Source organism: Sphingobium chungbukense (assembly GCF_001005725.1).
GTDB lineage: Bacteria > Pseudomonadota > Alphaproteobacteria > Sphingomonadales > Sphingomonadaceae > Sphingobium > Sphingobium chungbukense.
This window is the reverse complement of record NZ_LBIC01000001.1, coordinates 874745-897178: the sequence shown is the minus strand read 5'-3', so window position 1 is coordinate 897178 and position 22434 is coordinate 874745. Positions and strand designations below refer to the sequence as shown.

At 64.3% G+C, this 22434-nt stretch carries 27 protein-coding genes and 1 pseudogene; 8 read left to right on the top strand and 20 right to left on the bottom strand.

The annotated features are described in order from the left end of the window. Nucleotides 1-121 precede the first annotated feature (121 nt). Nucleotides 122-1426: a sugar MFS transporter gene (locus tag YP76_RS04515; RefSeq protein ID WP_046762347.1), complete on the top strand. Its 1305-nt coding sequence runs from the start codon at nt 122-124 to the stop codon at nt 1424-1426. A 69-nt stretch (nt 1427-1495) separates the two neighbouring features. Here YP76_RS04515 and YP76_RS04510 read toward each other — a convergent pair whose 3' ends face one another. Continuing rightward, the gene (locus YP76_RS04510; RefSeq protein ID WP_197707449.1) at nt 1496-2260 is read right to left on the bottom strand and encodes a FadR/GntR family transcriptional regulator; all 765 of its coding nucleotides are present in this window, start codon (nt 2258-2260) and stop codon (nt 1496-1498) included. Between the two features lie 246 nt (nt 2261-2506). Between YP76_RS04510 and araD1 the strand changes: the two genes are divergently transcribed. The 7 genes from araD1 to YP76_RS04475 all read left to right on the top strand — a co-directional run bounded on the left by araD1 (nt 2507) and on the right by YP76_RS04475 (nt 13951). Next, complete coding sequence (gene araD1 / locus YP76_RS04505) at nt 2507-3499, top strand: AraD1 family protein (RefSeq protein WP_046762346.1); 993 nt, start codon at nt 2507-2509, stop codon at nt 3497-3499. Nucleotides 3500-3503: 4 nt separating this feature from the next. Then, nucleotides 3504-4430: a Gfo/Idh/MocA family protein gene (locus YP76_RS04500; protein WP_046762345.1), complete on the top strand. Its 927-nt coding sequence runs from the start codon at nt 3504-3506 to the stop codon at nt 4428-4430. A 19-nt stretch (nt 4431-4449) separates the two neighbouring features. Beyond that, nucleotides 4450-6024: an alpha-N-arabinofuranosidase gene (locus YP76_RS04495; protein WP_046762344.1), complete on the top strand. Its 1575-nt coding sequence runs from the start codon at nt 4450-4452 to the stop codon at nt 6022-6024. 166 nt (nt 6025-6190) lie between these two features. Beyond that, nucleotides 6191-7204, top strand: a complete 1014-nt coding sequence (locus YP76_RS04490; RefSeq protein ID WP_046762343.1) for an arabinan endo-1,5-alpha-L-arabinosidase — start codon at nt 6191-6193, stop codon at nt 7202-7204. A 93-nt stretch (nt 7205-7297) separates the two neighbouring features. Then, the gene (locus tag YP76_RS04485; protein WP_046762342.1) at nt 7298-8719 is read left to right on the top strand and encodes a glycoside hydrolase family 43 protein; all 1422 of its coding nucleotides are present in this window, start codon (nt 7298-7300) and stop codon (nt 8717-8719) included. 248 nt (nt 8720-8967) lie between these two features. Beyond that, nucleotides 8968-11805 (top strand): TonB-dependent receptor, encoded by a 2838-nt coding sequence (locus tag YP76_RS04480; RefSeq protein WP_046762341.1) that lies wholly within the window; start codon nt 8968-8970, stop codon nt 11803-11805. A gap of 115 nt (nt 11806-11920) precedes the next feature. Further along, nucleotides 11921-13951, top strand: a complete 2031-nt coding sequence (locus YP76_RS04475; protein ID WP_046762340.1) for an MGH1-like glycoside hydrolase domain-containing protein — start codon at nt 11921-11923, stop codon at nt 13949-13951. A gap of 284 nt (nt 13952-14235) precedes the next feature. On the opposite strand, the gene YP76_RS04470 is transcribed toward YP76_RS04475, so the two are convergent. From YP76_RS04470 to YP76_RS04385, 19 genes and pseudogenes are all read right to left on the bottom strand, one after another. After that, nucleotides 14236-14466: a helix-turn-helix transcriptional regulator gene (locus tag YP76_RS04470; protein ID WP_046762630.1), complete on the bottom strand. Its 231-nt coding sequence runs from the start codon at nt 14464-14466 to the stop codon at nt 14236-14238. Between the two features lie 19 nt (nt 14467-14485). Next, entirely contained in the window at nt 14486-14857 is a 372-nt protein-coding gene (locus YP76_RS04465; protein ID WP_046762339.1) for a hypothetical protein, read from the bottom strand. After that, the gene (locus YP76_RS04460; RefSeq protein WP_157035652.1) at nt 14850-15008 is read right to left on the bottom strand and encodes a hypothetical protein; all 159 of its coding nucleotides are present in this window, start codon (nt 15006-15008) and stop codon (nt 14850-14852) included. Before YP76_RS04460 ends, YP76_RS04465 begins: the two co-directional genes overlap by 8 nt. Nucleotides 15009-15073: 65 nt before the next feature. Continuing rightward, nucleotides 15074-15490: a hypothetical protein gene (locus YP76_RS04455; protein ID WP_046762337.1), complete on the bottom strand. Its 417-nt coding sequence runs from the start codon at nt 15488-15490 to the stop codon at nt 15074-15076. Further along, a complete protein-coding gene (locus YP76_RS04450) occupies nt 15483-15767 on the bottom strand; it encodes a DUF4326 domain-containing protein (RefSeq protein WP_046762336.1) in 285 nt (94 codons plus the stop codon). The genes YP76_RS04455 and YP76_RS04450 overlap by 8 nt, the downstream gene beginning before the upstream one ends. Next, complete coding sequence (locus YP76_RS04445) at nt 15764-15961, bottom strand: hypothetical protein (protein WP_046762335.1); 198 nt, start codon at nt 15959-15961, stop codon at nt 15764-15766. Before YP76_RS04445 ends, YP76_RS04450 begins: the two co-directional genes overlap by 4 nt. Further along, nucleotides 15958-16911 carry a 3'-5' exonuclease gene (locus YP76_RS28130; protein ID WP_198147417.1) on the bottom strand — a complete coding sequence of 318 codons (954 nt, stop codon included), beginning with the start codon at nt 16909-16911 and terminating at the stop codon, nt 15958-15960. The genes YP76_RS04445 and YP76_RS28130 overlap by 4 nt, the downstream gene beginning before the upstream one ends. Further along, on the bottom strand, nt 16908-17255 hold the full coding sequence (locus tag YP76_RS04430) for a hypothetical protein (protein ID WP_046762334.1): 348 nt from the start codon (nt 17253-17255) through the stop codon (nt 16908-16910). The genes YP76_RS28130 and YP76_RS04430 overlap by 4 nt, the downstream gene beginning before the upstream one ends. Continuing rightward, the gene (locus YP76_RS28560; protein WP_046762333.1) at nt 17252-17695 is read right to left on the bottom strand and encodes an XF1762 family protein; all 444 of its coding nucleotides are present in this window, start codon (nt 17693-17695) and stop codon (nt 17252-17254) included. Before YP76_RS28560 ends, YP76_RS04430 begins: the two co-directional genes overlap by 4 nt. After that, the gene (locus tag YP76_RS04420) at nt 17692-18831 is read right to left on the bottom strand and encodes a DNA cytosine methyltransferase (protein ID WP_052757292.1); all 1140 of its coding nucleotides are present in this window, start codon (nt 18829-18831) and stop codon (nt 17692-17694) included. Before YP76_RS04420 ends, YP76_RS28560 begins: the two co-directional genes overlap by 4 nt. 247 nt (nt 18832-19078) lie before the next feature. Continuing rightward, a pseudogene (locus tag YP76_RS29210) lies at nt 19079-19381 on the bottom strand (DNA cytosine methyltransferase); the annotation flags it as partial. After that, nucleotides 19381-19659 (bottom strand): hypothetical protein, encoded by a 279-nt coding sequence (locus YP76_RS04410; RefSeq protein WP_046762331.1) that lies wholly within the window; start codon nt 19657-19659, stop codon nt 19381-19383. The pseudogene YP76_RS29210 and the gene YP76_RS04410, both read right to left, overlap by 1 nt. Continuing rightward, nucleotides 19659-20069, bottom strand: coding sequence for a hypothetical protein (locus YP76_RS04405; protein ID WP_046762330.1), 411 nt, complete (start codon nt 20067-20069; stop codon nt 19659-19661). Before YP76_RS04405 ends, YP76_RS04410 begins: the two co-directional genes overlap by 1 nt. Then, nucleotides 20069-20515, bottom strand: coding sequence for a phosphatase domain-containing protein (locus YP76_RS04400; protein WP_046762329.1), 447 nt, complete (start codon nt 20513-20515; stop codon nt 20069-20071). Before YP76_RS04400 ends, YP76_RS04405 begins: the two co-directional genes overlap by 1 nt. Next, entirely contained in the window at nt 20515-21060 is a 546-nt protein-coding gene (locus YP76_RS04395; RefSeq protein ID WP_157035651.1) for a hypothetical protein, read from the bottom strand. The genes YP76_RS04400 and YP76_RS04395 overlap by 1 nt, the downstream gene beginning before the upstream one ends. A 300-nt stretch (nt 21061-21360) precedes the next feature. Further along, nucleotides 21361-21504, bottom strand: coding sequence for a hypothetical protein (locus YP76_RS27560; RefSeq protein ID WP_157035649.1), 144 nt, complete (start codon nt 21502-21504; stop codon nt 21361-21363). Next, on the bottom strand, nt 21504-21638 hold the full coding sequence (locus YP76_RS29015) for a hypothetical protein (protein ID WP_269748611.1): 135 nt from the start codon (nt 21636-21638) through the stop codon (nt 21504-21506). Before YP76_RS29015 ends, YP76_RS27560 begins: the two co-directional genes overlap by 1 nt. Then, a complete protein-coding gene (locus tag YP76_RS04390; protein ID WP_046762328.1) occupies nt 21635-21934 on the bottom strand; it encodes a hypothetical protein in 300 nt (99 codons plus the stop codon). Before YP76_RS04390 ends, YP76_RS29015 begins: the two co-directional genes overlap by 4 nt. 112 nt (nt 21935-22046) lie before the next feature. Beyond that, a complete protein-coding gene (locus YP76_RS04385; protein WP_232307440.1) occupies nt 22047-22433 on the bottom strand; it encodes an HIRAN domain-containing protein in 387 nt (128 codons plus the stop codon). Between the last annotated feature and the right edge of the window lies 1 nt (nt 22434).

The window sequence follows — 22434 nt, the reverse complement described above, 5'->3', positions numbered from 1 at the left end:
TCGCATGCAGTTCCTCCCCGACGCCATTGACGCGCCGTGGGCGGGGATATACTCCTACATAATAATCGGGCGCAACCCTGTTCCGGCCGCGCTCCGTTTCGACACTTCCGGAGAAGGATGAATGGCAGGACCCGTTTCCTCTGCCGCGGCACCCGCCGCGACCTATAATCCCGGCACGCGTTACGGCCCTGCCCTGACGCTGCTCGCCAGCCTCTTCTTCATGTGGGGCTTCATCACCGTCATCAACAACACCCTGCTGCCGCATCTGCGCAGCGTGTTCGAATTGAGCTACACCCAGACCACGCTGATCGAATCCGTGTGGTTCATCGCTTATTTCTTCGCCTCCATTCCTTCCGCCAAGCTGATCGAGCGGATCGGCTACAAGAAATCCATGGTCACGGGCCTGTTGATCATGGCGGCGGGCGCGCTGGGCATGACCCTGGCCGCCAGCATCCCCTCCTATGGCGTGACGCTGGTCATGCTGTTCGTCATCGCCAGCGGCATCACGCTGCTTCAGGTCGCCGCCAACCCCTATGTCGCGGTGGTCGGAAAGCCCGAAACCGCCTCTTCGCGCCTCAACCTGGTGCAGGCGATGAACTCGGCGGGCACCATGCTGGCCCCGATGTTCGGCGCTTACCTGATCCTCGGCCGGTCGAAGGGGGGCACCGCACAGGGCGAGGTCGTGCTCACGCAGGCCGAGCGGTTGGCCGACGCCCAGTCGGTGGTGCTGCCCTATGCACTGGTGGCCGTGGTGCTGGTCGTGCTGGCGGTGGTGATCGCCCGCTTCCCGCTTCCCGACATGGGCGCCTCAACCTCCCGCCTCGCCAAGGAGGACCGCAAGCATCTCTCGCTCTGGTCGCACCGCAATCTCGTGTTCGGCATTCCCGCGATCTTCATCTATCTGATCGCGGAAATCGGCGTCGCCAACCTGTTCGTGAACTTCGTCAGCCAGCCGGACATCGCCAACCTGACCCATGAGCAAGCCGGACGCTATCTGACCTTCCTCTGGGGCGGCATGATGGTCGGCCGCTTCGCCGGCTCCGCGATCATGCAGCGGTTCGATGCGGGCAAGGTGCTGGCCGCCTTTTCGGTCGGCGCGTTCTTGGTGATGATGATCACCGTCTTCGCCCATGGCCCGGTCGCCATGTGGTCGCTGATCCTGGTCGGCCTGTTCCATTCGATCATGTTCCCGACCATCTTCACGCTGGGCATCAAGGGGCTGGGACCGTTGACCGAGGAAGGCTCCGGCCTGCTGATCATGGCGATCGCGGGCGGCGCCCTGGTCGTGGTGCAGGGCTGGCTGGCGGACCATTTCGGCTTGCAGACCAGCTTCCTGCTGACCGCCATCTGCGAACTCTACATCCTCTTCTACGCGCTATGGGGGTCGAAACCGACCCACGCGCTGCCGGATCAGCAGATCGGCTGAAGAACCGAGGGTCGCATTGCCCGAAAACGAAAAAGGCCGGAGCGGCATGTCCGCTCCGGCCTTTTTCGTTTACCGCGTCATCGCGCTGGCCGTATCCTCCAGCGCCAGATCGACCAGCACGCCCATTGCCTCGGCCGCTCCCTCCGCATCCCCGGCCGCGATCGCATCGAACACACGCGCATGGTCCGGGATCGGATTGCGCGGCAGGGCACGGGCACGCTGCTTGAACTGGGTCGTCCAGTTGACGGCAGCGCCGATGCTGGCCGACAGCGTCTGCAAGGCATCGTTACGCGTCGCATTCAGGATCGCATTGTGGAAATCGCGGTCCGCGGCCCGCCCGGCCTCGGTCGCCAGCGTGTGGCGGCGCATTGCCGCCAGCGCATCCTTCATCAGCTTGATATCGTCCCTGGTCCGCCGCTTGGCAGCGAGCCGGGCCGCCGCCGGCTCGACGATCGCGCGCAATTCGAACAGGTCACGCACGAACTGCACATCCGGTTCCCCGGCAAAGGCCCAGGCCAGCACTTCGGGATCGAGCAGGTTCCAGCGGTTGCGGGGCAGCACGCGCGTTCCCGCCTTCGGCCGGCTTTCCACCAGCCCCTTGGCGGTCAGCACCTGGATCGCCTCGCGATAGGCACTGCGTGACACCTCCAGTTCCTCGGCAAAGGCGACTTCGCCCGACAGCACGTCGCCGGGCGCATATTGGCCGGACAAGATTGCCGTCCCCAACTTGTGCGCAATGGCGCCGTGCAGACGCCGGCCGGGGCCTCGCGCTTCCTTGGCGCCCCCTCCATCGCTGCCGCCAGCCTCTTTCAAAATCCCCTTTTCTTCAGCCATTTCCATGCCTCCCACCTCCTCCTTAGCAGTCGATCCGGCAAGGTGAAACACAATCATTGCCTTCACCGCTTTCCTGTAATATGTCGGAGTAATAAGGAGATTCAGATGGCGGATAAAGCCCCGACTTTCGAACGACAGGGCGAATAGACGCCGCGCGTCAGTCCGGCACCCTTCAAATGACTGACAATTCAGCTTTTTGCGAAGTTTGGCCAGCGCCAGCAGAGGCGCACGGGAGGAGATTTTTTCATGACTTTGCGCCTGTTGCAGCACCGTGCCGACAGCGGTGCCCGTTCCGTCATCGCCGCCCAGGGCGATGCCGCGTATTTCCTTGTCGGTGTAGAGACCATCCGTGCGCTGGCGCTGGATGCGATCGCCAGGGGCATTTCGCTGGGCGACGCGGTCGCAGCCATCGCCAAGGGCGACGCCATCGACATTGCCGCCGAGTTCGAGGCCGGCCGCCTGCTCGCTCCCATCGACCATGAGGACAGCGCCCATGTCCAACTGACCGGCACCGGCCTCACCCACCTTGGGTCTGCGGAGGGGCGCGACAAGATGCACCGCGAAGCCACGGCCGCTGAGGTGAAGACCGACAGCATGCGCATGTTCCTGGAAGGGTTGGAAGGGGGCAAGCCAGCGCCCGGCACCGTCGGCCAGCAGCCCGAATGGTTCTACAAGGGCGACGGCTCACAACTCGTCGCCCCGACCGATCCTTTGACCATGCCCGCCTTCGCACAAGATGGCGGCGAGGAGCCGGAGATTGCGGGCATCTACATCATCGGTCCCGACGGCCAGCCCTATCGCCTCGGCCTCGCGCTCGCCAACGAGTTCAGCGACCATGTGACCGAACGCCATAATTATCTCTGGCTCGCCCATTCCAAGCTGCGTCAGGCGTCGCTCGGCCCCGAACTGCTGGCCGGTCCCGCACCCGACCATATCGAGGGCACGAGCCGCATCCTGCGCAACGGCGAAACGCTGTGGGAAAGGCCGTTCCTCTCGGGCGAGGGCAATATGTCGCACAGCCTCGCCAATCTCGAACAGCATCATTTCAAATATGACCTGTTCCGCCGCCCCGGCGACGTGCATGTCCACTTTTTCGGCACGGCGACCCTGTCGTTCACCGACGGCGTGCAGACCCGGGAAGGCGATGTGTTCGAGATCATCGCCGCCCCCTTCACCCTGCCGGCGCGCAATCCGCTGAAGCGCGCCGCACCGGTCGAAGTGGCCGTCAAAGTCCTGTAGAAAAATGGACCCGATCCGCATCGCCATCGTCGGCATCGGCAAGATCGCGCGCGACCAGCATGTCCCCGCGATCCGGGGCAATGGCGCCTTCAGCCTCGTCGCGACCGTCAGCCCGCTGGATGCGGGGCTGGAGGGCGTGCCCCATCTCGCCAGCCTCGACGCGCTGCTGGCCGAAGGGCCGGCGGTCGACGCCATCGCGCTCTGCACCCCACCGCAGGTGCGCTACGAACTGGCGTCTCGGGCCTTGGCGCGCGGCATCCACCTGTTCCTCGAAAAGCCGCCCGGCGCGACTCTGGCCGAGGTCGCGGCGCTGGAGGCGCAGGCGGACAAGGTCGGCGCCAGCCTGTTCGCGGCCTGGCATTCGCGCTTCGCCGCGGGCGTAGCTCCGGCTCGGGCCTGGCTCGCCGAACGGCGAATCGAAAAGGTCTCCATCATCTGGCGGGAGGATGTGCGCGTCTGGCATCCTGGGCAGGCATGGATCTGGGAACCGGGCGGCCTTGGCGTGTTCGATCCGGGGATCAATGCCCTCTCCATAGCCACCCATATCCTGCCGCGGCCCTTCTTCCTCAGGCAAGCGACCCTGGTGCTGCCGAAAAACCGGGCCGCGCCGATCGCCGCCGACATCGCCTTCCGCGACACGAGCGGCGCGGACATCCATATGGACCTGGACTGGCGGCAGACCGGTCCGCAAAGCTGGGACATCCTGGTCGAAACCGATGCCGGAACGCTGAAGCTCAGCCAGGGCGGCGCCGTGCTGCAATTGCCCAGCGGCACCGAACAAGGCGAGGATATCGAATATGCCGGCCTCTACGGCCACTTCGCCACGCTGATCCGGGGCGGGCGCAGCGATGTGGACACCGCCCCTTTACGCCTGGTTGCCGACGCCTTCCTGCGCGGCAGGCGGGAAACCACCGACGCTTTTCACGACTGAAATCCCCAGGGAGAGAAGAATGATGAAGGCCCTGCGCCGCACGACTGCCGCGCTTCTGCTCTGCGCCACCGCCATGACTGGCGGGATGCCCGGCGTGAACGCTCAGACCGGCGGTAAGCCGACGACGGCGACCCTCCATGCCGACAAGCCCGGCGCGACCTATGACAAGGCGATCTTCACCCAGTTCGCCGAGCATCTGGGGAATGGCATCTATGGCGGCCTGTGGGTCGGCAATGACCGGTCGATTCCCAACACCAACGGCTTCCGCAATGACGTCGTGGCGGCGCTGCGCAACCTGTCCGTGCCGATCATCCGCTGGCCGGGCGGCTGCTTTGCCGACGAATATCACTGGCGCGAGGGCATCGGCCCGAAGAAGGACCGCCCGACCAAGGTCAACACCCATTGGGGCGGCGTGACCGAGCCCAATAGCGTGGGCACCCACGAATTTTTCGAACTGCTGCGCCAGGTCGGTGCGCAGGCCTATATTGCGGGCAATGTCGGCAATGGCACGCCACAGGAAATGGCGGAGTGGGTGGAATATATGACCGCCCCGGCGGGCAGCCTTGCGGACCTGCGCGCCAAGAATGGGCATAAGGAACCGTGGGCCGTCCCCTATTTCGGCGTCGGCAACGAACTTTGGGGGTGCGGCGGCAATATGCGGCCGGAATTCGCGGCGGACGAGACGCGCCGCTACGCCACCTTCATCAAGGCCCCTGCCGGCACGAAAATCCTGAAGATCGCGGCCGGTGCCAATGTCGACGACTATAATTGGACCGAGACGATGATGCGGGTGGCGGGCGACCGGCTCGACGGGCTCTCGCTCCATTATTATGTCCATCCCGCAGGCGGCTGGCCGCCGCGTGCCCCCGCCGTCGATTTCGACGAAACCGGCTGGGCCGATGCGCTCGCGGGCGCGATGCGCATGGACGAACTGATCACCAGACATAGCGCGATCATGGACAAATATGATCCGGCCAAGCGCGTGTTCCTCGCCGTCGACGAATGGGGCGCCTGGTATGCGCAGGACCCCGGCACGCATCCCGGCTTCCTGCGGCAGCAGAACACGCTGCGCGATGCGCTGATCGCCTCGATCCATCTCGACATTTTCGCCAAACATGCCGACCGCGTCCGCATGACCGCCATCGCGCAGATGGTGAACGTGCTCCAGGCGATGATCCTGACCGAAGGCAGGAAGATGGTGCTGACCCCCACCTACCATGTCTTCGAGATGTACAAGCCCTGGCAGGACGCGACGGTGCTGCCGATCGACATCGACACGCCCTGGTACAACAAGGACAGGTTCGTGATGCCCGCCATCAGCGGATCGGCGGTCCGGGCGAAGGACGGCAAGGTCCATGTCGGCCTGTCCAACCTCGATCCCAACCAGAGCAACATGGTCACGGTGAAGCTGGATGGGTTGAACGCGGCGAGCGTGTCGGGCCGCATCCTGACGGCCTCGGCGATCAATGCGCACAACAGCTTCGACGATCCGCAAGTCGTGAAGCCCGCCCCCTTCACCGGCGCGCAGATTGCAAACGGCGTGTTGACCGTCGCCCTGCCGCCCAAATCGGTGGTGGTGCTCGACGTCCAGTAAAGCCCTTGGAGCGGGCGGAGGGTGGAATCGCCGTCCGCTCCATTCCCTTCCCTTTTAAGGGGTTCCGTGTTCCTGCGAAGGCAGGAACCCCGTTGAAACGGCGGAACTGGGCTCCTGCCTTCGCAGGAGCACATGACGCCCAGAACCGCTGTCGAAGAGAGTCTGCATGGCGCTGTCAAATATGTTGAAAATGGCGAGCCTCGCCCTCCTCGCCTGCGCGAGCGTCGCCGGGGCTGAGACGCTGAACAGCCGTCTGACCGGCGACCTCACGCCGACCCACGACCCCGTCATCATCCGCGAGGGCGACACCTATCACGTCTTCAGCACCGGCCATGGCCAGCGCCTGATCGAGACCCGCACGTCAAAGGATCTGATCCACTGGACCGCCGGCGGTCCGGTCTTCACCGCGCTTCCCGCATGGGCGACCAAGGCCATTCCCGGCAGCGACGGCATGTGGGCGCCCGACATCAGCTTCGTGAATGGCCGCTACCGGCTCTATTATTCGGTCTCGACCTTCGGTTCGAACCGGTCGGCCATCGGCCTCGCCACCAGTCCCACGCTCGACCCCAGGGCGCCGAATTACGGCTGGCGCGACGAGGGGCTGGTGATCATGTCGACCAAGGCGGACGACTATAATGCGATCGACCCCAATTTCGTCATCGATCGCGAAGGGCGCCACTGGCTGACGCTGGGCAGCTTCTGGACCGGCATCAAGCTGTTCGAACTGGACAAAAAGACCGGAAAACCGCTGAAGACCGGTGAGCGGCCGATTTCCATCGCCCGCCGCCCCGCCCCCGCAGGCGGCCCGGCTCCGGTCGAGGCGCCCTTCATCGTCGACCATGGCGGCTATTATTGGCTGATGGCGTCCTACGACTATTGCTGCAAGGGCGTGAACAGCACCTACTACACCGTCATCGGCCGCTCAAAGGCAATCACCGGGCCCTATCTCGGCAAGGACGGCAGCCCGATGATGCAGGGTGGCGGCACCATCTTCCTGCACGCCGACCTTCAGGAACAGCAGCGCTGGCGTGGCCCCGGCCATGCGGGCTGGCTGCATGACCGGGATGGAAGAGATTATGTCGTCTATCACGCCTATGACAAACAGGTGAACGGCGCGCCGACCCTGCGGATCGCGCCGGTCCGCTGGGGCGCGGATGGCTGGCCTGTTGCAGACTATTGAGAACTCGCCCTCACCCTTTCCCTCCCCCAGCGGGAGAGGGAGGAAGGCGCGAAGCGCCGGAAGGGTGAGGGCGACCCAAGAGGAGAGCTTTGAATGAACCCCATGAACCGCCGCCACTTCCTCGCCGGAACAGCCGCGCTATCCGCAACACCACTTATCGCGCGCGCCAAAACCGAAGTCGCCGCCCCGGTCCCGGTCAACCCGCTGGTGAAGCAGCGCGCCGACGCGCAGGTCTTCCGCCATGAGGACGGCTTTTACTACATGACCGGTTCGGTCCCCGAATATGACCGGCTGGTACTCCGTCGATCGAAGACGCTGGCGGGCCTGTCGACCGCGGAGGAACGCGTCCTCTGGCGCCACGAAAAGACCGGCCCCATGTCCGGTTTCCTCTGGGCGCCCGAACTGCACCAGATCAACGGCAAGTGGATCATGTACTTCGCCGCCGGTCCCAGCGGCGGTGGCGAGGACGTGTTCCGCATCCGCACCTATGCCGTGGTCTGCGACGGCCCCGATCCGATGACCGGCAAATGGACCGTCCTTGGCCAGTTCCAGGCGCCGTGGGACAGCTTCAACCTCGACTCCACCAGCTTCGTCCATCGCGGCAAGCGCTATTTCGCCTGGGCGCAGCGCGAACCGGGCATCGAGACGAACAGCAACCTCTACATCGCGCCGCTGGAATCGCCGCTGAAGCTGGCAAGCAAAGCCACCCGCCTGACCATCCCGACGCTCGACTGGGAAATACGCGGCTACAAGGTGGCCGAAGCGCCCGCAGTCCTGCACCGCAACGGCCGCCTGTTCATGACCTATTCGGCCAGCGCCACCGATGCGCGCTATTGCCTCGGCCTGCTCACGGCGGACGAGAATGCCGACATCATGGACCCCAATGCCTGGGTGAAGTCGCCGCAGCCGGTGTTCACCACCTGCCGGGAAACCAGCGTCTACGGCCCCGGCCACAACAGCTTTACCGTCGATGAAAAGGGCCGCGATGTCCTCGTCTATCACGGCCGCGACTATGAGGCGATCCAGGGCGACCCGCTGTTCAACCCCGACCGCCACACCCGGGTGCAGCGCCTCTATTACAAGGCCGACGGCACACCCGATTTCGGCGTGCCCGTCGGCAACGGCCCGCTGCCCGAGCGCTTCGCTTCCGCCGCCGATCCCAAGGCCATGCTGGCCCATGACGGCCTGCGCCTGATCGCGGGCAACCCCTCGCTGCCCGCCACCCAGTTCCGCCAGACCGCAGGCCGAGCCGGACCGCAGAGCGTGATGCTCTCCCCCATATTGCTGCCCGACCATTATCTGGTCGCGGCCAGGGATGGATCGGTCATCCTCGCCCGCGACGATCGCAGCACCGACTTTGCGATGCGCAGCCAGTTCGTCCGCTTCACCGACGACCGCTCGGGCACGGTCCGCTTCGTGTCGATCGCGGCCGCCGGCAAGGCGCTTGCCGTGGTGAAGAATGCAATCCGTCTCGCGGGCAGCCGCGACGCTACGGCGCGTTGGATCGCGGACTGACCTTAGCTCCCAAGTCTGACAAATAGAAGGAAAAATCCGCTTCCCCTTCCCTCGGGAAAGCGGCTTTTTCCCATGCCCATAAAGCTTTAAAATGCCGATATGCCTGGATGCGGTATATTTGTCACAAGCAAAAATCTTTCATGTACGGGCAAAGCAATTTCCCTCTTGCCTTCTATTACTCCGAGAAATAATTAGTCAGAGTAATTCGTGGCGCAAACGCGCTCATATCTCCATGGGGAGGATCAAAAATGGCTCTGAAGCCAATCGTTTTCACGTCTGCGTCCCTGCTCGCCCTCATGCTGGCGGGCACTGCCCACGCCCAAACCCAAAGCGCGCCCGAAACCGCGCCGCAGCAGGACGAAGCCAACGACATCATCGTCACCGGCGTCCGCGCCTCGATCGTCGGCGCGCTCAACGTGCGCAAGGAATCGACCCAGATCGTCGATTCGATCGTCGCGGAAGATGTCGGCAAACTGCCCGACAACAACGTCGTCGAGGCGCTCCAGCGCGTCACCGGCATCCAGGTCACCAACCGCACCGGCGGCGAAGCGGCGGCGATCTCGATCCGTGGCCTGCCCGACGCGCTGACCACTCTCAACGGCCGCAACATCTTCACCGCCGCCGGACAGTCCTTCCAGTTGCAGGACGTGTCGGCCAACCTCGTCAAGCGCGTCGACGTGTTCAAGACGCGCTCCGCCGACCAGATCGAAACGGGCCTGGCGGGACAGGTCAATGTGGAGACCCGCCGCCCGTTCGACTTTAACGGCTTCGCCATTTCCGGCCTCGCGCGCGGCATCTATAATGAGCAGGCGGACAGCTATAATCCGAACGTCGCGCTGCTGGTCAGCGACCGCTGGGAAACCGGCATCGGCGACATCGGCCTGTTGGTGAACGGCAGCTACAGCCGCACCAAATATCGCGACCAGACGGTGACGGCGGGCGCCTTCGTGCCGTTCGCCACCATGACCCCGCCCGCCGGAACGGGCCTGACGGCTTTCCAGCGCATCTTCCCGGTCGGCCGCGATCCGATCACCGGAGAGTTCGGCCGGGCACCGGCACTTGGCGCATGGGATCCCGGCCTCAACGCCGGCCTGTCGACGGCCGCGGGCGCGACCATGGACGTCAACGGCGTCGAGACGCCCTATTATCTGTCCCGCGACGCCGCGTTCAGCTCCGACCTCTACGGCAAGCGCGAGCGTCCGTCCTTCAACGTCGCGCTGCAATGGGCGCCCAACAGCAGCTCGGTCTACACCGCCGAGGTCTTCTATGCGGGCTTCCGGGGCGAAACGTTCAGCAGCCTGCAATTCAGCTTCGTCGACTATTGGGCGAACCCGCAGGCGCCGACGCTCTATGACGGCACCAACATCGTCAAGGCGCGCACCGCGAACAGCGTTTACGGCTTCAACAGCGGCGACTTCACCAAGACCAGCACCGACAGCTTCGTCTATGCGCTGAACGGCAAATGGGACCTGGGCGATCGCGGCAAGATCATCGGTGACATCGCCTATCAGACCAGCAAGGTGAAGACCTCCTTCCTCGCCATGCGGACGGATCGGGTCGCGAACTCGATCGACGTCGATTTCAACGCGGGCGGCGGCATCCCTTCCTATCATTTCGACGATGACAGCCTGCTGGCCGACCCCGGCGTCTGGAACGTCGCCCAGCTTTACGACAACGCCAATCGCGACAAGGGCAGCGCCATCACCGGCACGCTCGACGGCTACTACAGTTGGGACGAAGGCTTCCTGCGCCAGATCAAGGCAGGCATCCGCATCGACCAGCGCAAGGCGTCGACCGCCGTGCGCACCCAGGATGCGGGCGCGCCGCTGGTCCGGACCACGCTGGCCGGGCTGGGCGAAGGCGCCGCCTTCACCAATTCCGACTTCTATCAGGGCCGCGCCGACGTGCCGTCGAGCTGGACCCTGGCGAACGGCTATTGGCTGCATGACAATGCCGACACCGTCCGCGGCCTCTACGGCATCAAAACCTCCGACCAGCTTGCGCTCCAGAAGGTGTTCGACATCGACGAAAGCACCATCGCCGCCTATGTGCAGGCCGATGGCGAACTGTCGATCTTCGGCCGTCCGCTGAAATTGCAGGCCGGCGTGCGCTATGTCACGGTCGATACCGACTATAATTTCTTCGACCGCTACAATGGCGGCGCGCAGACCCGCGTGTCGTCCGGGTCGGACCGCTTCCTGCCCAGCTTCACCGCGCGCTACGAGATTTTCGACAATCTGCGCCTGCGCTTCAACTATGGTGAAACGCTGCGCCGCCCGAACTTCAGCGACATCAACCCCAATTACAATCTGACCGGCGACCTCACCAATGTCGGCTATGGCAGCGGCACGGCGGGCACGGCGACGCTGAAGCCCACCCATTCGAAGAATTTCGACGCCGCGATCGAATGGTATTTCGAACGCAACAGCGCGATCACGCTGACCGGTTTCCGCCGCGAGATCAGCGGGCTGGTCGTGCCGCTGACGATTCAGGAATATATCCCGAACAACGGCATCGTGGCAGGCGCGACGGATAATTTCGCGATCACCCGCCCGGTCAACGCATCGAACGGCGTGCTCAAGGGGCTGGAACTGGGCCTGACCTATTTCCCCAGCTACCTGCCGGGCCCGCTCAACGGCCTGGGCTTCGTGGGCAGCGTGACCGTGCTGGATTCCAAGCAGAACATCCCGGAAACCAACTCGGCCGGCGTCGTTACCGGCGAATCCACCTCGTCCTTCTTCGGCGTGTCGGACCTCAGCTACAACGCCACGCTCGCCTATGATAACGGCCCGATCGGCGCGCGCCTGTCCTATATCTGGCGCAAGGAGTTTCTGGCCAACAACGAAGCCCGTCTGTTCGCCAACCCGATCGGCGTGTGGCGCAACCCGGAAAAGAGTCTGGACCTCCAGCTCACCTGGAACGTCAACGACCGTCTGGGCGTGACCTTCGACGCGGTCAACCTGACCAAGTCGAAGCAGCAAACCTATTACAAGTTCGAGGATGTCGGCGGGCCCGATCAGTTCAACCTCGGCACCACCCTGCTGGCGCGCACCTTCGCGCTGGGTGTCCGCTATACGTTCAAGTGAGTGCCCGATGGGATGCGGCACCTCCTCCGCATCCCATTTCCATGGCGGCCGGTCCAGGACCCTCTCCAATCCCGGCCGGCCGCCATATTCGTTTCCGGCGACAGGGGATTGAGCGATGCGCGCGTGGATCAACGCTTTGCTGACAGGTGCGGCACTGATCGGGGCGGCTCCGCCGCCTCCCGCAATGGACAATCATCGCATCGCGGTCCAGCGCTTCGGCAAAGACGCGCCCTGGTATGAACGGCGTATCCCCTTCTTCGAATCCGCCGACCCCAGGATCGACGCGGTCTATTATTATCGCTGGTCCCTCTTCCGCGCCCACCAGCGCGATCTGGGGGAAGAAGGGTTCATCTCCACCGAATTCCTCGATGATGTCGACTGGCAGCGGCATCCCTATGCCAGCCTGAACGACGCCACCGGCTTCCATCTGGCCGAGGGACGCTGGCTGAACGACCGCCGCTATGCCGACGATTATATCGATTTCATGTATGCCGGCGGCGGCAATGACCGCCATTTCACCGACTATATGGCCGACAGCGTCTGGGGCCGCTATCTGGTCGACGGCGACCGCGAAGCGGCGCTCCGCCACCTGCCGGTCATGCGCCACATCTACCGCCTGTGGGACGAGAAGTTCGACTTCGACAAGCGCCTCTATTTCGTCGAGCCGCTGCTCGACGCCACCGAATATACCGTCTCCTCCATCGACGCGTCGGGCGGCAAGGACGGCTTTCGCGGCGGCGATGCGTTCCGCCCCTCGATCAACAGCTATATGTTCGCCAATGCCCGTGCCCTTTCCCGGCTGGCAGCGATGGCGGGCGACGAGGCCATGGCGCGGGACTATGCCGCCCGCGCCGAAGCCATCCGGGGCCATGTGCTGGCCGACCTCTGGAGCGAGAAGCTCACCCACTTCATCGACCGGCACCAGAGCCGGAAGAACCCGCACGTCACCTATTGGGAACCGATCCGCAATCGCGAGCTTGTCGGCTATCTGCCCTGGATGTTCGACCTCGTCCCCGACGAAGCGCGCTATGCGCAGGCTTGGCGCCATCTGCTCGACCCCGCCTCGCTCGCCGGCAAGGCAGGCATGCGCACGGTCGAGGTGAATTACGAATATTATATGCGGCAGTATCGCTATCTTGGCCCAGACCCCGAATGCCAGTGGAACGGCCCTGTCTGGCCTTATCAGACGACCCAGGTGCTGATCGGGCTGGCGAACCTGCTCGACCATTATCAGAGCCTCGGCCCCGTCACCCGCAGCGACTATATGCGCCTGCTGCGCCAATATACGGCGCTCCACTATCAGGGCGCCGGAAAGGCCAAACGCCTCGACCTGGAGGAAGACTATCACCCTGAAACCGGCCAGCCGATCGTGGGGCTCGATCGCAGCCACCACTATTTCCATTCGGGCTATAACGACCTGATCCTGACCGGGCTGGTCGGCATCCGTCCCCGCGCCGACGATGTGCTGGAGGTGAACCCGCTGCTTCCCGAAGCGGGCGATCCGCAGGCGCTGGCCTGGTTCCGGGCGCAGGACGTGCCCTATCACGGCCGCCGCATCGCCGTGACCTGGGACGCGGACGGCAGCCATTATGGCCGGGGCAAGGGCCTGTCCATAGAGGTCGATGGCCGGGAAGTCGCCCGCCGCCCTACGCTCGGCCGCCTGACCACAGCCGTGGAAAGCGCGCGCAACGCCACCATCGATCGCCCCATCAACCGCGCAGTCCAACTCGTGCGCGGCCAGTTTCCGAAGGGCTCTGCCTCCAGCAACACCGACCCGGAAAATATCCATGACGCCATCGATGGAAGGCTCTGGTTCTTCCCCGAACTGCCCAATGGCTGGTCTTCTGCACCCTCGCCCGCCGGACAATGGTACGCGATCGATTTCGGCAAGCCGGTCGTCCTCGGCCGCGCCGAGCTGGCCTTCTTCGCGGACGGCAAGGGCTTCGCCGTTCCGCGCGGCTATCGCCTGCAAGCCATGATCGGGGGAGGCTGGAAGACGATCGCGACACCCAGGGGTTCACCCGTCGCCGACGGCATCACCTTCCTGCGCTGGCCTGCCATCCGCACCGACAAGGTGCGCCTGCTCATGACCCCAAAGGGCGGCAAGGCCATACGGCTCGTCGAATTCAAGCTGTTTCAGGACTAGATAGGGTGAAAGGTGGCGAGCAAACCAGCGCTGCCCGAGATTTCGCCACAAGCCATGTCAACGCGCAAGGCGGCCAGCGACGCCTGTGCGGTCACGCGTCCTTCCAGCCGATAATGTCATCGGTCGTTGTGACCCGATTGGTATGATGCCCCACATGGGCGATCATTGTTATGAGAAAATGGCGACTTGGAAGATTCTGGCGGAGAGGGAGCCCGTCGAAAGATGGAGCAATAACGACGGATTTCCTAGCCTCTTAAGCATCGCTTTTAAGGCGATACCCCGACTTATACCCCCACCTCGTTTTGCACCCCTGCCCGATACCCCATCGGGTCCGCAACCCACGAATCAATCTCCGATTCATACCATGCCGTAAGCCCGGCGCTGATGCGATGGGGACGCGGGAAAGTGCCCGCGCTGATGCGCCGATAGATGGTCGCGCTCGACAGAGTCGTGCGGGCCTTCACCTCGGCGATGCGCAGCAGGTTGTCCCGCCGCCTGTCGTTGATGTTCTCCATGATCATTGTCCGTTTCCCGTCACTCAGTCCAGTATGCCAATTCGTCTGCCACGACCTCCTTCGCCGCCTCCAGCGTGCGCGGCTGGGGGTCGTCGGGCCAGTCGGTTTCCCAAGATGCTTTTGCCGCTGCCGCCGCCTCGGCATCGGAAAGATTGGGCACAGCCATCTTGAACCATGTCCCCATCGTCTGAATGATCTGCGCACGGAAGATGACCGGCGCGACGCCATCGGGCGCAGCGACCGGATAGTCTGGGGCTTCGGATGCCGCTCGACAGTTGCCACATAAACAGCGATATTTCTCACCGCCGTCGCGGGGCGTTGCGTAGATAAAGCCCCAGCCGCCGCAGGTTGTGCAATCAGGCCGTGCCCAAGGTTCGCGCTGCTCAGCCATTGCGCCCCTCCATCCGTTTCGCCAGCGCCGCAGCATGGCGGTCCAGAACCTGCGTGATCCGGTCGGCGCACCTCGACGCCTCGCGCGTCCGGCCCAGATGCCAGCCTTTGCAGCTGGGGCACTGGTAGATGTCCATGGCGATGTTCTTCACCCGCCTGAGTGCGATAATGGCACCTTGCCTCGTCGGATGGCGCACCTTGCCTTTGCACTGGTGGCTCATGGCTGCTGAGCCTCCCTAATCCGCTGCATCGCCGCATCGATCGCTGCCCGGCAGGACGGCAGGGCCTGCGAAGGCGGCGCGCTATCGTGCAGGTCGACGGCCATATGCCCGAGCATCAGCCGGTTGACGTTGTGATTCATGATCAGCGACCAGCTGTAGGTTGTGCCGCACTGGGCGTTCAGCCGTTCATTGCAGCGGTCGAGGAAATCGAGGCGGGCCTGATCAGCGAATATCTGATCAGCGATTGTCCGCCACCAGCCGCTTGCCGGCTCCATATCGAAGGCCGCGCACAGCTCGGTCACGACATCGGTCGATTCGATCTCCTGCCCGTTGCCATAGACATGGCCCAGTTCTTCGCCGGCGAACGTGTCCATCAGTAACAGCAGCTTCGCCAGGGCGTCGCGCTTATCCATTCGCGGCCTCCAGCAGAATATCGGCGTGGCACGGCGCGCCGGCCGGGCACCAGCAGGCGAGGTTCTTGCCGCGAAGTTCGCGCCCAGCCATTTCGCGCAGGCTAGGCGTCTCGCGCAGGTGGATGCGGAAGGCGGCCACGGCCTGCTCTGCCGTGCGGCCCGGCTGGAGCGGATAGGGATTGCCCCATTTCGTGGAGCGGTCGACCTTCACCGTGTTATCGGGCATCCGCCAGCCCTTCGCACGAGAAAGTTGTATGCGGCGAGGCCGGTCCGTCATGGGATGATCCTCTTCGACATGGCCGCCATGAAGTCCTTGGCCTGCTCGGTTTCCTCGCAGATGGCGGTGATCGCGGCCCACTGAAGGGCCGACACCTGATAGGTGCTCTCGGACGAGAACCCGCTTTTCGCCTTCAGCTTCAGGGAAAGGCTGGCGTTCTTCGCGCCAGCGGTTTCAGCGGTCAGCGTCGTCACAGCGGCACCCCCAGATGCTTCGCGATGTCGATCAGGTGCAGCGCCTGGCTGCGCGCGTCGTCGAGCGCGTCATGGTGAACGCCGCTGCGCTCCATCCGCGGCGCGCCCGGCAGCGACTTCATCGTGCGGTAGCAGCGGTCAAAGCGGAAATCCCACGGCATTTCATGACCGGCCGCGCGGAACGCGCTGCGCATCAGCACATTGTCGAAGCTCGCGCCGTTGCCCCATGTCGGCAGGCTCTCGTCGCCATACCATTCGCGATAGCGCTGGAGCACAACGGCGAGCGGGTGGCGCGGCAAGGAAAGCAGCGCCCGGCGGGCGTCGGCGCGCTCCTCGTCGAACCACCAGAACACGGTCCGCGCATCCAGCTTCAGCCCAAGCGCCTGCGCATTGACCGGGTCAATGCCCTGATGAAAGACGCTGATGATGCCATTGGCGTTGAACTTCACGGCGCCGATCGAGGTGATCAGCGCATCGTCTCCGGTGCCCAGCGTCTCAATGTCGTTCATGACATGGGTGGTCAGTGCGGGCGGCGCGGCAATCTCCAGCACCTCCCATTGGTCGGGATTGATACGCGGGGTGCGATAGTGCTCAATGCCTCCGCCGACCACGACGTTCATGATGATATAGTCGCCGAAACCTTCGGTGCCGTGGCAGAGGAAATCGTCGGGGACATAATGGCTGCGCCACTTCGCCAGACGCCTGCCGCTGTCATCAGTCAGCCAATAGACGCCCTGATCGCAGACCTTGTAATGGATTTCGGCGGTTTCACCGGCTGGCCAATCCTGCACAATGCCGTCGAGCAGATCGATCCGCACCTTCCACAGGTCGCCTTCGCGCCCGAAGATGCGCGATCCGTCCTCGTCGATCAGGCCGTTGACGCAGGCGTCTTCCCAATAGCGCACCTCCGCCTCGACCTCGATGTGCGTCGCCTGTTCGAAAATGCTCATGGCTTCCATCCTTTCGCCTGGGCGAACGCCATCACCTCCGCCTTGCTGGCGAAGAGGCGGCGTCCCACCTGAAATTGTTTCTCCAGCGCGCAGACCGGCACGAAGCCCTTACGGCGCAGGAAAGTCTGCGCCCGCTCGAACGGGTCCGTCCGAATGCGCTCGGCCTCGTTCAGCCCGGCCATGATCCGCTTCGCGGTGATCCCGGCGATGCTCCGGTGGCTCGACTTCGCATTGCGCGCGAGTAGGCCGCGCTTCTGCATCTGGATTTCGGCCAGAGCCATATCGGCGTCCGCCGGCATCGGCATGACTTCGCCGATCTGATAGTTGGGAAGCGGGCGCTTCATGCGGTCTGCTCCCACAGCCATTTCTGTTCGAGCGGCTGGAAATCAGGCCGGGGCCGATTCAACCGTGACCAGCGCCCGCCGCGCGTTTCACCTATCAACTTCCATCCCGCAGCTCGCAGCGTTGTGCCCGGCTCCGACTTCAAGGTGTAGGTTCCGATGCGACGATAGCCGAGCGCGAAGGCCGCGCGGGCGGCGGCACCATAGAGGAAAGAGCAAGCGTTGCGGTGGCCTGTCGTGCAGCAGCGCGTCACCTCCAGCGTCTCGCCATCGTCGCGCAGCCGTGCAACCGGCCGACCGATGATGATCACGCCGACAATCTGCCCGTCAGCCGCCGCGCCGATGCTGAACTTGTGTCCGGCGGGCGGCGTCAGATGGCGGTGATGCTCCCGCACGAAGGCGGCCGCCTGCTCGAATGTCATGGGAATGGCTGCGAGCTTCATGCCGTCTGGCCCTCCATGATCCGCAGCACCACCGGCCGGACGCAGGCGACAGCCCACGCATTGCCCAGGGCCTTATATTGCGGGCCATCGGCGGCGGCGTTCGTCCGCCACCGCCCTTCGTTGTCGCGCACAACGTGGGCGCCCTTGGCAGTCAGATAGGCGGCCTCGTCATCGTCGATCGTCCGGCGGCTGCCGTGCTCAATCATCGTCCAGTCGTCGGGATAGCCCTGAAGGCGGCAGCATTCCGTGACGGTCAGGCGTCGGACGGCCCATTCGGTAGCAACCGCCTGGACTTCGGCGCGCGCTTCCAAAGTGTAAGCCACGCCCTCCTTGAACCCGGCGCCATCGGGTCCGCTCGCAGGGTTCTCGCGCAGCGCGCCCGCCTGGATTGCCACGGCCATCTGCCCGCCTGCGTTAGCATGGCTATCAGCGTGACCCATTGCCCGTAGGGTGGGCGAAAGATCATCCTGAGCGTCCGCGCCATAGTCCTTGCAGGAGAAGGCGACGGGCGCCTGATCCACGATGTAATCGCCACCCTGGTTACCGCCGACCGGGCCGCCCGCCATAAGCGGTTGAGCAACATCGACAGCGCGGGCCTTGTAATCCTTACCGCTGTTCATCGGCATGATGGAGAATGGGACCGGGACAATCGGTGTGCCGCGCCCAGTGCCGTCCTCGCTCGCATCAAAGCCTTCCGCGCGCAACGTATGGGCGACGAGCATCGAGCCAGCAGTATCGGCACTCGTGCCGGGTTGCCGATCTCCGCCCGTTTCGTTTCCGCCGGCCGGAAGGGTGCCCGCAACGTCCGCGATGAAGGTTTCGACCTCAAAGTCTACGCGTTGGCCCTTGGCGGTCAGGCAAGCGGCGACGTCAATAGGTCCGCTGGTGCGCCCCCCCCCCGAATCCGACTGGCTGCAATCCACCTTGGCATTCGAAATCGGTTCCAAGGCCGCCACCGCCTTCAGCGCATGCGCTAAGAGTGCCGGTAGTTCCTTCCCCCGCTTCGCGGCGCGGCGGATTATTCCCAGACAGGCTTTGGCGCTCAAATAATACCTCGACGGGATCGGCCCCGTCTCCAAAATCTGCGACAAGGAACACACGCTCGCGCCGTTGCGCCAAGCCTGCATATTGAGCATCGAGAACCCGCCATGCCGCCCGTGCCCATGGCCCGGCAACCATACCTGCGCTTGGCCATGTGGGGACCAGTTCCTGCCGCTTTTCGTGCCAGCGCCAGAAATCGTTGCCCCGGCGTCCCCGCGGGCGCTCGCACGGAAGGAGGGCATCGTCTGCCCCGACAAGTCCGCCCAGGAAACAACCGAAGGCGTTATCTTCGTGGTTGAGCCATCCGGGGACGTTTTCGACAGCAAGGTTCCGAGGTCTAATTGCATGGGCGATTTCCAGAAAGCGGATGGAGAGTTGGCCGCGCGGGTCGGACATGCCTTTGCGCAGACCGGCGACGCTGAACGCCTGGCACGGCGGGCCGCCCGCCAGCAGATCGAGGGAGCCGAACGCCGCCGCCCGCTCAATGAAGTCGGGCGCGGTGATGTCGCCGAGGTTCGGATGGCCGAAGCGGCTGGCCAGCACGGCGCTGGGGAACTTCTCAATCTCCGCACACCAAAGCCATTCGGCTTCCGGCAGGGCAAGTTCAGCGCCGCCGATACCAGAGAAGCAGGAAGCCGCGCGCATCAGCCGCGCTCCCAGACCGGGCCATAGTCGACCACGACGGAACGCACCCGCGCCTCGCTGCCGAGGAAGACGGGATAGAAGGTCATGCCGGACATCACCGACAGGAAGATGCGGCCGGTGCGATTCACCTCCTCGATCTCGTCCGGCGTCAGCTGCCAGCAGGAGACGTTGCAGGGGCCGCCGCGCTGGCGGAAGGTGTGCAGATCGGACACATCGGCGCGGTCTTCGGGCGCCTTGAACGTGAAGTTCGATCCCGCAAAATCAACGGCGTAGGCCATCAGTCAGGCTTTCCGATCATCTCATTGTGGACATGGACCAGCGCGCCGACGGCGGCGGCTATCGTGGGATCGTCGCCGAAGCTGACGAGGACGGTGCGGTTCGCCGGGTCGTCATCCTCGCGAGCGACGATGTGCAGGCCCTTGCCCTGCCAAATCTCGTTCTCGGCGACGGCGTGGGGGTGCCGGTTACTCTCCGCCCAGCGCTTACCCCAGTTGGCGCGCAGAGCGTCCATCATCGCACTGATGGGATCGGGTGCCTCGACCGGCACGCCATATTCATGGCAGAACTTGCAGGTCGCGGGGTTTCCCCGGCAGTGGTTGAGCGCGCCGTTGTGCGCCTTGATCGCGTGGCGAAAACCCCAGCGGGTCTTCACCAGCACGAATTCGGGATTTTCAGCACCGAACTTCATCAGAAATCCCCCGGCGCGACCTGGGCGCAGATAATGCCCTGCTCGCGCCACATGGCGACGACGCTCGCGCGATCTTCGAAAATGAGGTCGGGCTTGCCGCGCTCGGTGATCCAGCCTCGCTTCAGCCGATAGTCGGCTGTCCGGTCGCCGCCTTCGCGCATGATCAGCGGAAGGCCGCCGAGGCCATGATCGTTCAGCCAGCGCTGCGTCGCTACGCGGCAATTGTCCGAGCGGCCGGTCCAGATCTCCACGCGATGGCCAGTATCTATCAGCGCCGCTGCGCACGCCTGAACGGGGGATATGGGCGTATCTTCATGCACCGTGGCATAGAATGCGTCCCAGTTCTGTTCGGGCCAGTCAGCCTCGCCATGCGCGGGCATCGCGATGTGGTGCAGGCGGTGCTCGCAATTGGCGAGCGTACCATCGAGGTCGAAGACGACGAACATCAGGCGGCCCCACCTTCGGCGCGGAACCCGCCGTCGCTGGTCAGGCCCTGCGCACGCTTGAACGCCTGCTTATCGAAAATGCGTTTCCGCATTTCAGGGCTGTCGATCCGGTCGAACTCGGTCAGCGCCGCAGCCTTCAGGTCGACCTCGCGGCGGAAACAGAAGGCGGCCAGCGTCACCAAGACGCCACCGACCTCCTGGAAGGTTTCGCCTACCGGCCGGCCATAGACATAGTCGACCACACGCCCGACCTCGGTGGCGGTCATGCCCTCCGCCTGGGCCAGCTCCAGCGCTTCCTCCAGAAAGCGCATGATCCGTTCAAGCGGGTCCATGGCGATCTGCTCGCCAAAGACTTCGACCATCCAGGCGCCGACGGCCGATTGAAAGTCGCCCATGTCGCCGCCGCCTCCCGGCTGGCTGAGGGCGCGATCAGCCAAGGCCCTGAACCGTTCGTTCGTTTCAGCCTTCTCGACCTTGCCCGCCTTCCGGTGCTCGTCGGCATAGAAGGCGAACTGGTCGCGGCATTGGGTCAGAACATCACGCATCATTACTCTCCCGCTCGCACGGCGAGATGTGCGTCAGGCCCAGCCGACAAGGCAGGCAGTCGCAGGGTTCGCCGGGCTCGGATTGGTTAGCGGATCGACCGGCCTCGACGGCCGACCCGCGCGGATCAGATGACGACCGGGAGGGGGAAAGGTCGTCCGAGGCTCCCGCCCGCTGCGCGCTAAGGGGGGACGCGCGCAGTTGGGACAGTGGCGGTTTGTTGAGCAGGCGCAGGTGGCGCTCGGTGGCGAGCGATGCCCGCGCGGCAATGCCTGCCAGGAGGATGGAGGGGTGTTCGAGCATCAGCCGATCCTCCGAAAGCGGAACCACGACCGGCGCGGCTGCTCCATCGGCTGGATCGGGCCGCGCATCCGCTCAGCCTGCCATTGCGTCTGCGGCGCGACGGTCAGCGGGTCGCGGCCCCGAATGTGGAAGCGGGCCGTCATCAGCGCGGCTCCATCATCAGGGCAGCCACGATCTGGTCGCGGTAGGCGCGCAGGTGGACGTAGATCAGCCAGCAGGAGCCGATGCCCATGCCGAGCATGAAGATGCTGGCGGCGATGTGTGCGGGCGCGCTCACTGGATCACCATCAGCGCGGCGTTTTCGGGACGGTCCGACGGCAGGGTGATGATGGGCTCGGGGTTCTCCAGCCGCTCAGCCGCCGCCAGCATCCGGCTGGCTCCGGTGATCAGCGCATAGCGCGCCGCCTCGGGGTCGGTCGGCAGCAGCCGATGCGCTTCGCCAGCCGCGTGCCGGCCGATGTTCACGAAATCGACGGTCTGGTATGACTTATAGGCCGGGTCGCGCATCAGCGCGCTCGTCATCCTCAGCGCTTCAGCAAACGCCGTTCCGACAGAATTGCGATCGTGGGACATGATGATCTCCCCACCCGCTCGCCTGCCGGCTGGATGCGCGGCGGCTCAGGTGATGGAGGTCTTATGTGCGATTATCGGAAGTATCGCAACTTAAAAATTGCGATTATCGCATTTAATCATCTGGCGGAATGTAATCGGGGTAGAACCCGCTGTCGTCCGACGCCGCGGAAATGTCCCTTTGCTCTGGAAGGACAGCCTCTTCGCCGTCGAGGCCCACGCGAATATTCGCGCCCCAACTCGCCGCTTCCTGAAATATCGATGATGTGATTCGCCCCCGCGCGAGATAGGTGCGGATCAGCGGGGCTCTGTCTGCTCGGACGTATCCGATCTGCACGCCCCGCTCGCTAAAAACGGCGACCGCCTGCGGGTCGGCAGGGTTCTTTGGCTCTGGCACCAAATCAATCCTCTCCCCCGGCCGGCAGAGCAGGATCTCGAAGCGACGGTTCGATTTATCTTTGTTCGGGTGGTCGGCTCCAACAACCGCCAAAGACAATTGCACG

What these genes read in the sequence shown, in the direction of transcription:
- YP76_RS04465 (WP_046762339.1), bottom strand. Translation starts at nt 14,857, where the DNA reads ATGGCTGAGCAGCGCGAACCTTGGGCACGGCCTGATTGCACAACCTGC.
- YP76_RS04510 (WP_197707449.1), bottom strand. Translation starts at nt 2,260, where the DNA reads ATGGCTGAAGAAAAGGGGATTTTGAAAGAGGCTGGCGGCAGCGATGGA.
- YP76_RS27560 (WP_157035649.1), bottom strand. Translation starts at nt 21,504, where the DNA reads ATGACGGCCCGCTTCCACATTCGGGGCCGCGACCCGCTGACCGTCGCG.
- YP76_RS04420 (WP_052757292.1), bottom strand. Translation starts at nt 18,831, where the DNA reads ATGCTCAATATGCAGGCTTGGCGCAACGGCGCGAGCGTGTGTTCCTTG.
- YP76_RS28560 (WP_046762333.1), bottom strand. Translation starts at nt 17,695, where the DNA reads ATGAAGCTCGCAGCCATTCCCATGACATTCGAGCAGGCGGCCGCCTTC.
- YP76_RS04490 (WP_046762343.1), top strand. Translation starts at nt 6,191, where the DNA reads ATGGCGCTGTCAAATATGTTGAAAATGGCGAGCCTCGCCCTCCTCGCC.
- YP76_RS04410 (WP_046762331.1), bottom strand. Translation starts at nt 19,659, where the DNA reads ATGGCCTACGCCGTTGATTTTGCGGGATCGAACTTCACGTTCAAGGCG.
- YP76_RS04470 (WP_046762630.1), bottom strand. Translation starts at nt 14,466, where the DNA reads ATGGAGAACATCAACGACAGGCGGCGGGACAACCTGCTGCGCATCGCC.
- YP76_RS04500 (WP_046762345.1), top strand. Translation starts at nt 3,504, where the DNA reads ATGGACCCGATCCGCATCGCCATCGTCGGCATCGGCAAGATCGCGCGC.
- YP76_RS04515 (WP_046762347.1), top strand. Translation starts at nt 122, where the DNA reads ATGGCAGGACCCGTTTCCTCTGCCGCGGCACCCGCCGCGACCTATAAT.
- YP76_RS04450 (WP_046762336.1), bottom strand. Translation starts at nt 15,767, where the DNA reads ATGACGGACCGGCCTCGCCGCATACAACTTTCTCGTGCGAAGGGCTGG.
- YP76_RS04430 (WP_046762334.1), bottom strand. Translation starts at nt 17,255, where the DNA reads ATGAAGCGCCCGCTTCCCAACTATCAGATCGGCGAAGTCATGCCGATG.
- YP76_RS04400 (WP_046762329.1), bottom strand. Translation starts at nt 20,515, where the DNA reads ATGTTCGTCGTCTTCGACCTCGATGGTACGCTCGCCAATTGCGAGCAC.
- araD1 (WP_046762346.1), top strand. Translation starts at nt 2,507, where the DNA reads ATGACTTTGCGCCTGTTGCAGCACCGTGCCGACAGCGGTGCCCGTTCC.
- YP76_RS04495 (WP_046762344.1), top strand. Translation starts at nt 4,450, where the DNA reads ATGATGAAGGCCCTGCGCCGCACGACTGCCGCGCTTCTGCTCTGCGCC.
- YP76_RS28130 (WP_198147417.1), bottom strand. Translation starts at nt 16,911, where the DNA reads ATGAGCATTTTCGAACAGGCGACGCACATCGAGGTCGAGGCGGAGGTG.
- YP76_RS04455 (WP_046762337.1), bottom strand. Translation starts at nt 15,490, where the DNA reads ATGGATAAGCGCGACGCCCTGGCGAAGCTGCTGTTACTGATGGACACG.
- YP76_RS04485 (WP_046762342.1), top strand. Translation starts at nt 7,298, where the DNA reads ATGAACCCCATGAACCGCCGCCACTTCCTCGCCGGAACAGCCGCGCTA.
- YP76_RS04405 (WP_046762330.1), bottom strand. Translation starts at nt 20,069, where the DNA reads ATGAAGTTCGGTGCTGAAAATCCCGAATTCGTGCTGGTGAAGACCCGC.
- YP76_RS04395 (WP_157035651.1), bottom strand. Translation starts at nt 21,060, where the DNA reads ATGCGTGATGTTCTGACCCAATGCCGCGACCAGTTCGCCTTCTATGCC.
- YP76_RS04475 (WP_046762340.1), top strand. Translation starts at nt 11,921, where the DNA reads ATGCGCGCGTGGATCAACGCTTTGCTGACAGGTGCGGCACTGATCGGG.
- YP76_RS04480 (WP_046762341.1), top strand. Translation starts at nt 8,968, where the DNA reads ATGGCTCTGAAGCCAATCGTTTTCACGTCTGCGTCCCTGCTCGCCCTC.
- YP76_RS04390 (WP_046762328.1), bottom strand. Translation starts at nt 21,934, where the DNA reads ATGTCCCACGATCGCAATTCTGTCGGAACGGCGTTTGCTGAAGCGCTG.